General features: G+C 56.6%; 14 protein-coding genes and 1 pseudogene. 9 read left to right on the plus strand and 6 right to left on the minus strand.

Annotated elements, in window-relative coordinates; translation table 11 throughout:
• A partial coding sequence (locus FO013_RS18535) for an NUDIX hydrolase (RefSeq protein WP_222103676.1) occupies positions 1-356 on the plus strand: 356 nt, incomplete at its 5' end.
• Positions 357-551: 195 nt separating this feature from the next.
• Here the strand turns inward: FO013_RS18535 and FO013_RS18540 are convergent.
• Complete coding sequence (locus FO013_RS18540) at positions 552-1,358, minus strand: abortive infection family protein (protein WP_143924048.1); 807 nt, start codon at positions 1,356-1,358, stop codon at positions 552-554.
• Between the two features lie 227 nt (positions 1,359-1,585).
• Here FO013_RS18540 and FO013_RS18545 point away from each other — a divergent pair, with 227 nt between their 5' ends.
• Positions 1,586-2,284, plus strand: coding sequence for a TIGR02391 family protein (locus tag FO013_RS18545; protein WP_186293201.1), 699 nt, complete (start codon positions 1,586-1,588; stop codon positions 2,282-2,284).
• Between the two features lie 372 nt (positions 2,285-2,656).
• On the plus strand, positions 2,657-3,238 hold the full coding sequence (locus FO013_RS18550) for a recombinase family protein (protein ID WP_143924050.1): 582 nt from the start codon (positions 2,657-2,659) through the stop codon (positions 3,236-3,238).
• Positions 3,239-3,408: 170 nt separating this feature from the next.
• On the opposite strand, the gene FO013_RS18555 is transcribed toward FO013_RS18550, so the two are convergent.
• Both FO013_RS18555 and FO013_RS18560 read right to left on the minus strand, forming a co-directional pair.
• Entirely contained in the window at positions 3,409-4,284 is an 876-nt protein-coding gene (locus FO013_RS18555; protein ID WP_143924051.1) for a DUF4062 domain-containing protein, read from the minus strand.
• 666 nt (positions 4,285-4,950) lie between these two features.
• Positions 4,951-6,216 (minus strand): amidase domain-containing protein, encoded by a 1,266-nt coding sequence (locus tag FO013_RS18560; RefSeq protein ID WP_143924052.1) that lies wholly within the window; start codon positions 6,214-6,216, stop codon positions 4,951-4,953.
• 132 nt (positions 6,217-6,348) lie between these two features.
• Between FO013_RS18560 and FO013_RS22465 the strand changes: the two genes are divergently transcribed.
• Entirely contained in the window at positions 6,349-6,525 is a 177-nt protein-coding gene (locus FO013_RS22465; protein WP_186293202.1) for a ParB family protein, read from the plus strand.
• Positions 6,526-7,079: 554 nt separating this feature from the next.
• On the plus strand, positions 7,080-7,487 hold the full coding sequence (locus FO013_RS22470) for a hypothetical protein (RefSeq protein ID WP_186293203.1): 408 nt from the start codon (positions 7,080-7,082) through the stop codon (positions 7,485-7,487).
• A 372-nt stretch (positions 7,488-7,859) separates the two neighbouring features.
• Here FO013_RS22470 and FO013_RS18570 read toward each other — a convergent pair whose 3' ends face one another.
• From FO013_RS18570 to FO013_RS18580, 3 genes and pseudogenes are all read right to left on the minus strand, one after another.
• Positions 7,860-8,183, minus strand: coding sequence for a hypothetical protein (locus FO013_RS18570; RefSeq protein WP_143924053.1), 324 nt, complete (start codon positions 8,181-8,183; stop codon positions 7,860-7,862).
• A gap of 56 nt (positions 8,184-8,239) precedes the next feature.
• Positions 8,240-8,479, minus strand: a complete 240-nt coding sequence (locus FO013_RS23335) for a DUF6968 family protein (protein WP_395949992.1) — start codon at positions 8,477-8,479, stop codon at positions 8,240-8,242.
• Positions 8,480-8,952: 473 nt separating this feature from the next.
• Positions 8,953-9,855 (minus strand): annotated as a pseudogene (locus FO013_RS18580) (Abi family protein); the annotation flags it as partial.
• Positions 9,856-10,271: 416 nt separating this feature from the next.
• On the opposite strand from FO013_RS18580, the gene FO013_RS18585 reads away from it, so the two are divergent.
• The 4 genes from FO013_RS18585 to FO013_RS18600 all read left to right on the plus strand — a co-directional run bounded on the left by FO013_RS18585 (position 10,272) and on the right by FO013_RS18600 (position 13,525).
• Positions 10,272-10,508: an antitoxin VbhA family protein gene (locus FO013_RS18585; RefSeq protein WP_143924055.1), complete on the plus strand. Its 237-nt coding sequence runs from the start codon at positions 10,272-10,274 to the stop codon at positions 10,506-10,508.
• A gap of 9 nt (positions 10,509-10,517) precedes the next feature.
• Positions 10,518-10,991 (plus strand): Fic family protein, encoded by a 474-nt coding sequence (locus FO013_RS18590; RefSeq protein WP_143924056.1) that lies wholly within the window; start codon positions 10,518-10,520, stop codon positions 10,989-10,991.
• A 1,164-nt stretch (positions 10,992-12,155) separates the two neighbouring features.
• Positions 12,156-12,566, plus strand: coding sequence for an MmcQ/YjbR family DNA-binding protein (locus FO013_RS18595; protein ID WP_143924057.1), 411 nt, complete (start codon positions 12,156-12,158; stop codon positions 12,564-12,566).
• Positions 12,567-12,580: 14 nt separating this feature from the next.
• A complete protein-coding gene (locus FO013_RS18600) occupies positions 12,581-13,525 on the plus strand; it encodes a phosphoglycerate dehydrogenase (protein WP_143924058.1) in 945 nt (314 codons plus the stop codon).
• Positions 13,526-13,600: the final 75 nt, after the last annotated feature.

Below are 13,600 nucleotides of genomic sequence, written 5' to 3' on the forward strand. Positions count from 1 at the left end.
GCATGGAAATCATCGAAAACGACCCGACGACAGGCGCACCTGTCCGCTTGAACGGCGTTTATGAACGCGACGAGACCGGTCAGGCCGACTACATCATCGATTTGCTGGAAGTCTTCGATAGCGAGGGGGTGGATAGCGCGTTTGTTTTCCTCTTCGCACTCGACAACCTACCCCACCGCCCCGATGGTGACCCCCACGAGGATCTGGACCTGGCAAGCCTCAGTATCGTCAAAGTCCTCGACGGCCACAACGGAACCGCCTTTCCGCAGATGCCCTGGGAACCAAAAGCTGCCTTTACCGCGATCGCCGAATTCTATGCGCGGTGCTGCCCAAGCCGGCATGAGAAGAGCGACTGAGGTCACGGTCATTAGTTGCCCATCTCGCGCCTTGTATCCGATGGGTCTTGAGACATCTTGGGTACGAGGCACAATCAGGTCGGGGCCAGACCTGATAGGCGCCACGGCGCTATGCCGGGTACTAAGCAAAGGCTGTCACTCTAGTGGAGTGTGAGACTCGACTTACACGCCGCAAAGTGGATATGGGCCGAAGGCTTAATCGTCTTCAATCTTCTTCCACGGTGCGTTGGTGTCAGCTAGCGTGTCCAGCACGAACTGGCACCATAGGCGCGCTCCGTTTACAGCGAGCCGTGCGTGGCGTCGATTGAGGCCGGAGGGAGGTGCGTCTCGGCCGTGGCCGGTACCATGAGTGTTACGCAGTTCAGCTATTCCACCGGAAATAGCAAGAGCTCCTCCGAGGATTTTGCGAATAGAGTGCTGGTTGTCAGCTGCGGTCTGCTTGGGGTGAATACTTAGCGCATCGCTTGCCATTCCGGCCAATTTGGGCAGGTCGTCATTCTTGTCGAAGTTTTTGCCCCGCTCACGTAAGACGATTTTGGCTGTGCTTTCGACGAGCTCCTTGGCTGAACCAATAGCCAGTGCGGGGTCATTTCGAACTGGAGCCTCCTCGATCCGGCGCAGGTGCTCGAAAATCACCTCTGCCGATCTAAGGTCGCCGAGATACTCATGATCGAGATTGACAGTCTCCCCGCCCGTTATGTGACCCTCATCATGAAGAGTGTAGTTGTCTCTAGCGAACAGTTTCCTGAGGCGGGCAATGTGAGCTGAAGTGTCCCAATCCGGAGCCCACGGGTGGTCGAACAGAGGTCTGAGCGCGACTTCGAATACCCTGACGGCACGAGCGACTTGACTGGGCGAGGTCCAGTCAACTTGGTCTAGATACCCTTGGAAACGTGTGACGCGCTGACCCCCATTGCCTGCTGGCAGCAGATCCTTCGGTGCCTCTGGAAATAGCTCGTCCATCCACATCTCGTCAATATCGCGTAACACTGTGTCGCTCATGTGGTCCCGCACGGCCTCTCGGGTCCGAAGGCCGACTAGTTCACGAGCAGTCGTTCTCACTTGATATTCTCCGCTGCAAATTCGGCGAACAGGCTGTCTGGCGTAAATAGGCTGTCCGAACAAGTTTTCCCACGCAGTCCCTTACCGGGTAACCAAAACCAGGCTGAAGCAGGGGGTTGCGTTTACTGTTGTAAACAAAGTTATCCGAGTTGAAAGGTGATATGCGAATGGCACTGCCGAAAATCGCCCGCAGCCATGGTACGAAAACGGTCGTAGTAGTCCAGAATGAAGGTACCGAGGATGAAATTAGCACCGAAACTGAGGCCATGATCCAGGCGGAAAGCGGGTTCTTTGACGTTGCAACGCCGATCTACGAAGGCGATATTGTAGAAATTCCCGATCCGCGGGGTGGTATTGATCGGCGTCTCGCGGCCGAGGTGCACGTCAACGACTACGGTCCCAAGGGACTACACCATACACAGGTGAAGTGGGGCAAGGCGTCGGCCGCACGCACGGCACCTGTTCGCCGACTATCGATTGAGCAGTTTCACCCAGCAGTGGCGCAAGCCGCAAGCGCGCTCTTCGTCGACGGTCACTACTCGAATGCGGTCTACGAGGCATTCAAGTCACTTGAGGTGCGTGTCCGACAGCTTGTTGGCACCGATGAGTCTGGCTCAAAACTTATGGGCAGAGCTTTCAGTGGCAAAGAGCCGAAATTGTCCGTTGCTAAGTCAACTGGTAGGAGCGGCGAGGACGAACAAGAGGGCTTCCAGTCAATCTTCCGAGGCGTGATGCTTGCAGTACGGAACCCGAAGGCCCATGAACTGGTACAGGACGAAGACCCTCAGCATGCGCTGGAATACCTAGGCCTGGCGAGCTTGCTTCATCGTCAGCTAGACGCGGCAGAGGCAGCTCAGCAGTCCTGACCTTGGGGCAACATGAGTTGACGTTTCTGATTGGGCTCTCACTTTTCTGCAGTCAGTGGTTTAGAAACTCTCAGTTTGACCCTATTACCTCTCGGCGGACGGCGGATCGTATCGGCTGCGATCAGGCTCCCAGTCGTCAGGGGGCGTTACCGTGGATCGGTCAGACCGCGACGTAAATTCCACAAGTGTTTCGTAACCCTAGGGATAAGAGACGTCTCATCAATGCACCGATTTTGAGCTTTCGGACCGAGCCGAGTTCCGCGAATTTTCAGCCTTGTTGGCCAGGAGAGGAATTCTTATAACTATGTCTTGTAACCTGAGTGGTGAATCGGTGTACTGACCGTTAGTTATAAGACACATTGGAGCACTCCCATGGCAAAACTGATCGGATACGCTCGCGTATCAACTCGTGACCAATCTACCGACCGGCAGCAAACTGATCTCCTCGCTTCCGGCGTCCGCCGCGATGACCTCTACATCGACCGCGGAGTCTCGGGAGCGCGAGCTTCACGACCTGAGTTCGATCGAGCACTCGCGGCGCTCATAGATGGTGACACTCTTGTCATCACCACGCTCGATCGCTTAGGCCGCTCGACGCAGAATATGCTGGCCTTCGCCGAGGAACTCCGAGCTCGTGGCGCCGGCTTGCGGGTACTTAACCTCGGCGGCGGCGACGTGGACACTGCGACGCCGATGGGGTCGATGCTGTTTACGATCATGGCCGCCTTGGCGCAAATGGAACATGAGATCAAACGTGAACGAATCACTGACTCCATCAAGAAGCGCCGCGATGCCGGCCTTGACCTCGGGGGCCGACCGCGCCGGGTTACCGACAGCCAGATCCGCAATGCGATTCGATTGGTCGACGGTGGTGAACCGGCTGCCCAGGCGGCGCGGGATCTCGGAATGTCCAGGGCAACTTTCTACCGACGGGCACGCTCGCTCGCCGAATAGCCGGAAGACTCATTGTTCTCATCTGGCGGTGTGGCTGCCTTCGCTACGGACTTCATCGCCACAGGCAGAGGTGGTTACGCTGGCGTAGCCGCTTGGGTGCCAATCGGCGGTGTGATGTTCTCCCTCGGTGTTCACTTCGATTCGAAGCGGTAGTTATTTCAGTGATGCTCTCAGACGAGATTCACTGAGTTGTTGCGGCTGAACGACTCTTCTCCTTCGTTCCACTCCAACTCATACTTTAGTTTCCTCGGGCTTCCCATAGTCAGGTCGTATCGAAAATCGATTGAGTCGCCGGGATACAGTGTCCTGGCTTCGTCTGAGAGGTCGTGCCAGAGCACGCCGTCTACCGACTCCCCTTCTTCGTAGGGAAGGAGTTTCACGCGGAAATTTTCGGCATCCTCCGTGCCCTTATTTTCGATGCGGAGCGAGTGCTTATTCTGCGTCTTCGGTCTTTGTTTACTGTCGAACTTAGTGATGGGTTCGTTGATGTGCTGGACTATGGGGTTTGCTCTACCCTTCGGCCCGGCCATGAGAGAGCTGCTTTCGAATTCAGGTACATCCGAGTCGATGGCATGGTTGATCTGCTCGGCCAGCTCTCCGTGGTCGGCATAAGTTCCATACAGGCCAGCGAAACTCTTCTTGAAATCGTTGAGGATCTGCGCCTCTTCAAGGTGATCCTGCGGGATGGGGGCTGACGAGAAATAGACGTGTACTTTGATTCCCGCTGCGCGAGCTTCTTCAAGTTCTTCTGCCGTGCCTGATATCGACCGAGGCGTTGCAGATCCTAAGCTGCTCTCGAATAGACCAATAACGATGTCTGCCTTTTCGACGAGCTGCTTGTTAATCACTGCCTGGCCGTCTGTTGTTCCAGTTTCGTAAGTGGGCACAGCATGCGATTCGTACCGCACGGGCAACAGGATTTGCCCGCTGCTTTCAGCGCGCCGCGCGTTCCATCTGGTGAGTGCGGTCTCGACCGCATTGCGACTGTCTGCCGTGTCAGATGGGGAGGCTATGAAGACTCGAATCACGGTAGCTGCGAAGGTCATGGCTTAAGTATGCCTGTAGTTGCGTCAAATGGGTATGCCTATTCATCGAATCTGTGCATCGGTAGAGTTCGTAGCTCTACCGAGCCGTCGAGAGTGGTACACAGTCGACCCACACTGCCGACGAACATCCGAGTGTCCGACTGTGCAAACAACAACCGCGAAGGCGCGAAGCCGCAGATTTGCTCGTGAAAGCGAGTTCTGTCTCGTGAGGGGCGCCCTGGCGGTTGTGGTTCAGTGATCTATCGTGTTGCACTTCGTGCATGGTGGCGTCGTCGAGCGAGTATCCCTCCTAGCCCGATTGCGACTCCGGCAGCAGTTGCTATCCCTGCCAGCACAGCATTCCGCTGTGAAATATCGCGACATTCTGCAATCCCCTCGGGAAGCGCTTTGCCCGGAGCTGGCTGAATTTGAATGCCCTGAAGTGCTGTCGGGCAGGCCCACTGCGCTTCATTGTCCTGTACGGTGCCAGGGCCAATGAGGAGGAAAGCTGCAACTACGATCAGCGCGGCCGCCACAGCTCCCAGGAGTGTGTACATTTTCCATTTTTCACTCCTGAACACGCAGAGAAGAATGAACGTCACTCCGACGAATCCAAGGCAAACGAGTAGGACTAGGAACCCCAGCGTGGAAAGCTCGCTATCTGGTGACATGTAGGAAGGGCTCATATCAGTCCATTATCATCGGATACCATTTGATTTTCCGAACTCCCGCCCGGTATTGGCGGTTCACCTGGTCACTGAGAGGGATGTTGTAGCGGGGATTGGACTGCTGCGAAATGCGCGGCCACGTCCTGTACTTATCTGTGGTAGATCCGGTCACAATCATGACGTGATCGATCTTTCCATCTGCGTACTTGTTTGGCCCCCAGTCAGCGAAGATCAGGTCGCCTGGCTTAGTCGACCAAATATCCTTTCGCTGTTTCTTCCCTGTGAGAGCTACGAACATGTGCAACGAGGAAGCTTGCGACCATGTCCTGGTGGTCTTACCCACAAGGTTTTTCGGGGCCCAAGTGCGTAAGTCTCGAGGGTTGGCTGACTTTCGGTACTGCCAACCGCCGGCTCGCAGCGATTGAGAAGCGAGGTTGGCACAGTTGTTCTTAAACTTAGGGAAGTTGGTGCTCATCTTCGTGCTCTTTGACCACTGCTTCGCCTTAGCAACGACCTTCTTCCGGTCGAGTTTGTTCTGATTCACCGACACTTTTCCCTTGTGGAGGTCCAGTACTGGCGGAATCGTCCACCCTCCGCCGCTGGAACCTTCTACAGGTTTTTCTTCGCTCGCGCCCTCTCCTAAGGGTGCGAGCTCGGTGATGGGGTCTCCGTCATCAACGACAGTGTCATCCGGGTTCGACTCCGTTTCCGGGCTTGATACCGGAGTCGTGACTGTGGTTTGACTGTCTTCATCATCGAAGTAGTCATCGGGTAGGAGAGCATCTTCAATGATGACCCACGCGGCTGAAGAATTGGCACGCGTCAGGACAACCTTCCGAAACTCTGTCGAGAACGGTTCGTCAGCGATGCCTGCTTCATCAACCACCGACCACGTAGTCAGCACTGATGAAACGAGCTCGATTCTGTTGCTTGATTCCGTGACCTCTACAGGAGTTTGTTCAGTGTGTGTGTCCTTGATGTCGAGGCCCGCGTCTTTCCAGATGTCGACTCGCTCCAGGACTTCGGAACGTTGGAGTAGGGGTTGTTTTGCGCCGGCCTGTCCGCTTTGCGGAGTGAGCGATATTGTTCCTGGTGCTTTGGTTCCGGTGTCCCATGCTGTGTCAACACCCTTGAGGTAGGTATTGATGGTGGCTTGGGCTTCTGTGTTGGGCAGCGTGTCATCGGTAGCCGAGGCGGGAGTTGGTGTGCTGGTTGACAGCAGCCCACCGGCGAGCAGCGCGGCGGCAGCTGAACCAGCCACGCCCGAGAGAAGTCGAGATTTCATATCACCTTCAAAGTTTAATTGGAAAGGACGACTAGTGTCGTCCAGGTTGAATCATAAGCTATCTAGAGTGATATTTTTGCGCTCTTGTCGGGCCAGCTGAACGCGAGGACGCGGTAAACTGATACGGACCGGATGCGCGGGGCACTACTCGCAACCCAACATCACGAGGGCTACCGAAGCATGAGTGCATTCATCGCGGCCGCCGTCATGGCCGAAGTTCAGCGCCTCGAAACGACATACAACGGGGGCCAGCCGTTCCCGCAGGTGTCCGCAAAAGGTGGGCAGCTCGGCCGGCCGATGGGGGAGTGACGATGCTCTACGACGATAATGACAGGCTCATGCTCGGGATGCAGAGCACCTTCACACAGTGGCGCACGGCATGGAGCAACGCCTATACGGCATGGGCTGCCCCGGAATCTCGTCGGGGCAAGCCCGTTAAGAGGCCGCAATTTGTAGGGATGAGCCAGCCAATGCGGACTGACGGCAGCGCAGCCCCAGAAGGATATGCGCACTACTTCGCGGACCCAGAAGGCGCAGAAGAGCTGGGTGGTCAGGACACGCAGTACTCAACCTCCTCGTCACTCGACTGCGCGCCCCTCGATTTCATCAGGATCACGGACCCCCGGTATCTGTACCCGACGCGGAAACAACGAGCACGGTTACACCTTCGCGCGCCGTGGACTGTTCGCTATCCCGTTCCGATGGGTGGAGTGTATGGCGGGTCGACTGCGTTCGTCGCCAGCTCGGCTGGTCTTATGGCGACAGTGGGAGAACTCGGTCCCGTCGTAGTACCAGCAGCTCTGGGAATTACTGCGCTCGGGGCTGCACTTGGGTCCGTTCCGAAGTGGAAAGATGGAGCGAGCGTGAGAACGCTAGGAGCCGGCCATATTATCGAATCAGACGCACTGTGCCTTGCCACAAACGCCTGGCTCACGACTCTCGAAATTCGCCGGCTAGTCGATGACGGAGAACTAGACCTTACAGCAAGCCAGATGCGCGAAATTCTCTGGGACGCTGCCGACTATCTCAACCGCCATGATCGCAACGTAGCAATCGATTACAGACTTTGGGACCCACTGATTCCCACTCTCGATGAAGTGCTGACTACGCTCACTGCGCGGCTTGAGTATGAGAGGTCTCCAGGTAGCGCACCAACTGAGGCTCAGACTCAGGCTATTGGCCAGCAGCAGGCAATGCTCGAACAGAACCTCAATCAACTCACAGTCCAGCTACAAGCCATCGAAGCTACTCAAGACCGGCCAGGTCGCTAGCCGGCACAGGTGAGGGCACGTGCTCATTTGGGAGAGTGAAGGGCAAGGGGATCGTCGTGCATGATGGCGTGCCGCTAACGTCTATTTTTGCTCCCACCACACATCTGCCGGAGAGAGCCAAAGGGTCGTGAGTTCTGGCGGCTTGCCGATGACGGTACAAGGTTGCTCTCGACCAGCCGAGAAGACGGCTGCGTCTTCGGCAGTGCGCCCTTAAATATGGTCGCCTCTTTGCCAACTCTGGTCCTGCTAATCGCTCATCCTCGAAACTTACCAGGACGTGCCGGGACCATATAGCTCCTGCACCTTCACTGTGCGATGGAAGGGTGCCGCCAATTATCGCCGAAGCTCACAGGCCCTATTTATGAAGAGTCATTAATCCGCACCCTTAAGGCAATCCGCATAAGCTCTCATTGCATTCGAATAACATTGCGCTCGGTCTTGTTTTGCAGCATTAGTATTCCCCGGAAAGCGCTTTTTGCAGCTATCGATATTGTATTTATATTCGTTCTCGCAGGTTTCTTTCGCTGTCATCGGCTTGACGTCACCCGCTGCTGCAGCAGCCGTTCTAACCTCTGAGCAGATCAAATTGGAAGCGTTAGAGCTGGAAGAGGCACCTTGAGGCGATGCCGAACCCCCAGCGCCACCGAAAATCAGTAGGATGCTGGCTGCGGTGGAAATAATTGGCGTGAAACTCATTTTCTCTCCAAACTAAGTTGACGCTCGAATGATTAGCGGAGTCTTGAAGGGGTTGCTTAGCTAACAATAAGTTCAGGATCCATGTGCTTCACCTGAGCGCGAGCAATAGTGACTGCAGCTTCGATCGCCTGGAAGGGGTCAACGCCGTAAGCATTCATTGAAGTGTCAACCTCTGCTTTGGCGCATTGGATATTCACAGTGCAATAATAGTCACCATCTTGCTGTTGCTGCGGGTGATCCATCGAAACACGAACTGAAGCGCCGTGAAGATGAGAATAAAATATATGAGTAAACACAACGCAACTTCCCTAAATGTAACGAATAGAATATATTGAGACTATCTTTAGAGTGTATTACTTTAATCTATCAGCTTTCAATGCCAGTGTCGATGGATTGATTCGAGGAGATCTGCGTAAAAAGCGAGGGGCCATGCGGCGTCGCCCACGCAACCGCCATCGCGACCATCGTCCGGATCACCGCAGGCAACTTCCGCCTCGTCGACCGTTTACTCACCCAGATCGAGCGCGTGCAGACCGTGAACGACCTTAACGAATTGACGCCCGAGGTTGTAGAGGCAGCTCGGCAGGCTCCCCCTCATCGGCCATTAGGTGCCGCGAGAAACGTGCCGTTTACCGCCGCGACTCACAGTCTGTGTTCCTTCAACCGTGATGAGCCGCTGCTAGAAGCAAGTCCCGGTAACGGTCGGATACGGGACGAGATTCTTTCGGTATGTGATTTCTACCTGATCCTGGTGCTGGGTGCCAAGAAGTTAATGCCACAGGAGATTGGTGTGCCAACTTTCAGGGAAGCCCATGTCCCTCTCCGGAGTGACTACGTGATGTCCCGAGGGAGTAGTCAGAGGGAGCCCGAAGGAGCGAATATGATCTCGAAATTTGGCAGGCCAATCACTCGGTTCGGAATGTGACTTAAGCATGAAAGCTAAAACAGCGGCGTTTACATATAGTCGTTTACCCTCCGCCGAAGTAAGGGAGTAGTCAGGTTTGGAGATGTGATCCAGCATTGGGCCAACGGTGTCTCCTTGCGAGATCGATTGTTCGCGTTTGAAGCGTCGGTTGAAGAGTCGTGAACCGTGGGCGCAGTAGTTTCGTAGGTCGGCAGCAGCCCGGATCACTTTCCCGAATGGTGCCGGGTGCATGAAGCCAAAATCGTTGGCCACAGCACGGGCATCGGCCGACTTCATCAGTTCGAAGAGATACGGCAAACTGCCGAAACTAAGGATCTCGGTTACGGCCCAGACCGGAAGTGGCTGACCGGGGTACTTCGCTAGGTGGTGGGCGACAAAATCTTCTCCCGGCTTTGAGTTCTTTATTGCCTCATCGACGGTGCGTTTCCAGGCTTCGAACTTTGTCGGGGACGATGGTTTTTTGGAGATTGGTTTATTGCACTTCGAGGCGTCGAGGTGGCCTTGGTCTAGGTGTGCAGCTGGATCCAGTCTGGATAACGCGTGTGCAATCGAAGCCCGCAAGCGAATTTCGAAGTCCAAGGTCCCATCTAGGCAGATGCGGGCCACCTTCATATCGAACGCTTCAAGGGCGATGACGTGCTCGAAGTTTGCGCCGGGTATGTATGTGCCCGTTCGGTACTCATGCAGTGTGGCGTTGATCTGATCAGTCGGTAGAAGTTCGCGGATCACATAACGGTATGCGCCAGACCGGTGATACCCACTCGGGTGAGAAAGCTGAGGGCTCGGCCCCGGTCCGGGACCTTCAACCCGGCCGTAATTAAGTCGCCAATCAGGTCGTCACGCTCTTTGAACGTCTTTGTGAAGTGCATGAATCTCATTATCGCGCAAATGAAAATCGTCTCCGTGAGCCGAGCGGCTCAGAGGGAGACGATGTCTGATGACACTACTTTAACACGCGGCGAAATACGGGTCCACACCGATCACGCTCTGATCCGGGGAACCGTAACCGATCGTCTACGGGGCACAGCAGGGAAGCGCCAATACATTGTGCCGAAATATATGTCCCGGAATGGTTGTCCCGTATTCCCGTCGGGTCTGTTTATTTCGGTACGTAGGGGTAGGCTAGTAATAGCAGGTAGAACTATTGAGGAAGGGCGCAGTGCATGACGGCAGCCACCCAGGCGCCAACAAAGCCACTGGATCTCGAGGCGAAGTGGCCGGAGATCTTCGATAGTATGACGCCGCGCCAGGTGCACACCGTTGTTCAGATCGTTGCGTCAAGCTGGCATGAGGGACGCGAGCCCGAGCGTGAGCACACCGCCCGTCTTGCTGCTCGTGTCCGGGGTGATCTGTCCAAGGCGGAGTATCGCCGCCTCGAGGGACTGCCGCCGGCCCGCTGACTCTGACACATGCCTCCGCTCACTCCTAAGGAGCAAGCCCGCTGGGACTCGTACTTGCCGTACGAAGACCAGCGGGTTTTGTTGAACATCCCAGAGATCACGAGTTACGAGGCATGGAAGCAGGCAGAATACTCGCACGCGGAGGATCAGCTGGTCGACATTGCGTCCGGCGCGATAGAGATCCCTGCGACGTTCGACGTTGACCACGCCAAGGCAGTCCATCAAGCACTGTTCGATGGATTCTACGAATGGGCAGGGGAGTGCCGGCAGGTGCCTCTCAGCGATGGACGGATCGAATTCGCTCCATATGACGAGATAGTGTCATCACTTGCTGAGGCAGGGGCCCACTTCAAGCAGCACTTAGAAGTCGGAGGTGATCGCGAAGCATTCATCATCGCCGCGTGCGAAGCGACAGCACGCTGGAATTATGCCCACCCCTTCCGGGAAGGCAACGGTTGGACCATGAAAGTCGTTCTCGATTAATTCGCTGATTCAACGCCGTGGCAGTTCAAATTCGACAGGGTGACTCCGGGCAAGTGGAACACCGCTTCGATGCTGTCGATGCCGGCACCGGATACGCAATGGCAACCTCAGCCGCAGAACCTCCGTGATGTGTTTAACCGGAACACTGTAGGCCGGGCTGAACTGGGCTCCGGAGCCGACGGTGACGGTCGTGGCGCTCGACTAGAGATGCTGAGGGTTGCGGACTCGCAAGCGGCTGCGGCGATCGAGCAGGCCTTTAAAAACCATGTTGACGGGATTCATCGGAGGCATGGTCATATGCCACCGGACGCGGGGGGCATCACACTACCGACCACCACAGCAACGCTCAACAGGTCAAGGTCTTGAACGTTAGAAGCGTAGTGGGAGCGTTGACTGGAAAATGGAACGGAACAGGATTCTATAAAAACTATAAACTTTATAAACTTCTATAAATAGTCTTTGCGAGTTTTGGGAAAGTGGTTATTGAGGAGTCTGCCGTTCGAGATTCCTTCGGTTCCTGATGAGTCTGCCAAGTAGTCACCGTTCACTCCAACGTTCGGCGCGATCCCACCGTTGCTGGCGGATCGGCAGAACCTGATCACTGGTTTTGCCTGTGCCCTTGATAGTGGACCTGGTGCGGGGGAGGGGGGAGGGGGGAGAGAGCAACCCTGGTGACCGGGACTCGTGGTGTGGGGAAGTCGGTCATGCTGTGAGTCTTCCGTGAGGTTGCGGATTCTCGGCAGTGGTTGACGGTCGGCGCTCAGGCCACACCGGGCTTTGTTGATCGATTAACGACTGCTCGACTGCCAGAGGCTCTGCTGAAGATGGACACCGTTAACACGAGGTCGACGCGCGTTAAATGTGGCAGTTTCTCGGCATTGGGATTTGGTGGCAGTGTCAATACCGAAACGGAGAACATAGCACCGGTGACACCGGACTTCCAGCACCAGCTCATGCGCACTCTCGAGATCCTTGATGAGCATGGAAATGGTTTGCTGCTGACTCTGGACGAGGTGCACCGGTCACAGTTAGGGGCGTAGGAATCGAGACGCGGGTGCTACATCGAAAGACACGTGCCCACACCCGGGTCTCGACACAACATCTGTATCTCGACGATGGTTGGTCGCCCTAGCCATCTTTGGTGACGCGACGTAGTGTGAATTCATGGCGCATCCACAGATGTTCGATGATGACGACCCTCAGCTGGCGCGCCTTCGGGAGATCGCTTTGAGCCTTCCCGAGGCGCAGGAGAAGGTCTCGCATGGGCGGCCCGCGTTCTTCACGAAGAAGATCTTCGCTCACTTCGGAGGCACACGGAAGCTCGTCACGGGTGGCATGGAACAGCATCCGCAAGCGCTGCTCATCCTTCCTGATCCGATGGACGCCGAGGTGCTGATGGAGCGACCGGACGCCTTCGTCCCCATGTATCTGGGTCCCACAGGGTGGATCGGTCTCGAGCTCCAGGCCCTCGACAACAACGAGGTCCGTGAGCTGCTCACCGATTCCTATCGGAACACCGCTCCGGCAGGTCTGGTCCGCCAGTTGGCTTCGGAGACGCCGCCCTCGCAGACGTAGATATCCTCGAACACATGAGCAATCGCATCGTCATCACCTCCGACTATCTCCGCCCAGGCGACACCGTCGACGCGATGCTGCGGGAGCGCGGTCTCGAACCGGTCTATTCGCCGGCGGGTGGGCATCGGACGGATGAAGAGAAGCGGGACCTGTTCCAGTCAGCAGTCGGTGCAATTGCTGCGAGTGAACCGATCACCCGCGACATGCTCGCATCCGCACCAGCGCTGAAAGTCCTCGCCCGTGCCGGTGTCGGCTACGACAACGTCGACACCGATGCAGCCGTTGAGCTCGGAATCCGTGTGTGCAACACTCCAGAGGTCAACCACCACGCCGTTGCCGAGATGGCGCTCGCCCTCATGCTTGCCTGTGCCCGCCGGCTCAACACCGTGCTGCCCGGCGTGGCCGATGGCGGATGGCCCCGCGCGGCGGGAACCGAGCTGCGGAGCAAAACGCTCGGCATCATCGGCTACGGTCCCAGCGGACGGGCGATCGCCGCGCTCGGTGTCGCGCTGGGAATGCGTGTCCTCGTCTCCACGGCACATCCAGATTCCGAGCAGTCGGCGGGCATCGAGTTCGCCGATGTCGACACGACGATCAAGGCCGCCGATTACCTGACTCTTCACAGCCGTGCGGGTAAGGGCGATCCGATCATCGGTGCCGCAACGTTCACAGCGATGAAGGACTCTGCGATCCTCATCAACACGGCCCGCGGGTCACTCGTCGATGAGGAAGCGCTGGTCGCCGCGCTCAAAGCAGGCGAGATCGCCGGTGCGGGCCTCGACGTTCTGCAGCGTGAACCTCTCGTGGCGGACAACCCGCTGCGGGCGATGAGCAACGTCGTCATCACTTCCCACCTCGCCGGACAGACGTTCGAAGCCCGGGAACGCGCCGGAGTCGCGGCAGCTCGAGCCGTCATCGACGTCCTCGACGGAAAGACGCCTAGGGGTGCGGTCGTCTGAGCCCAAGGAGTTCGGCACACCGAGACACCGGTGGAGCGCCGAGGCAGTTGTGTGTGCACAGGGGCCTCGGCGCTC

It is taken from the genome of Brevibacterium aurantiacum (genome assembly GCF_007558825.1).
GTDB classification, from domain to species: Bacteria; Actinomycetota; Actinomycetes; order Actinomycetales; family Brevibacteriaceae; genus Brevibacterium; species Brevibacterium aurantiacum_A.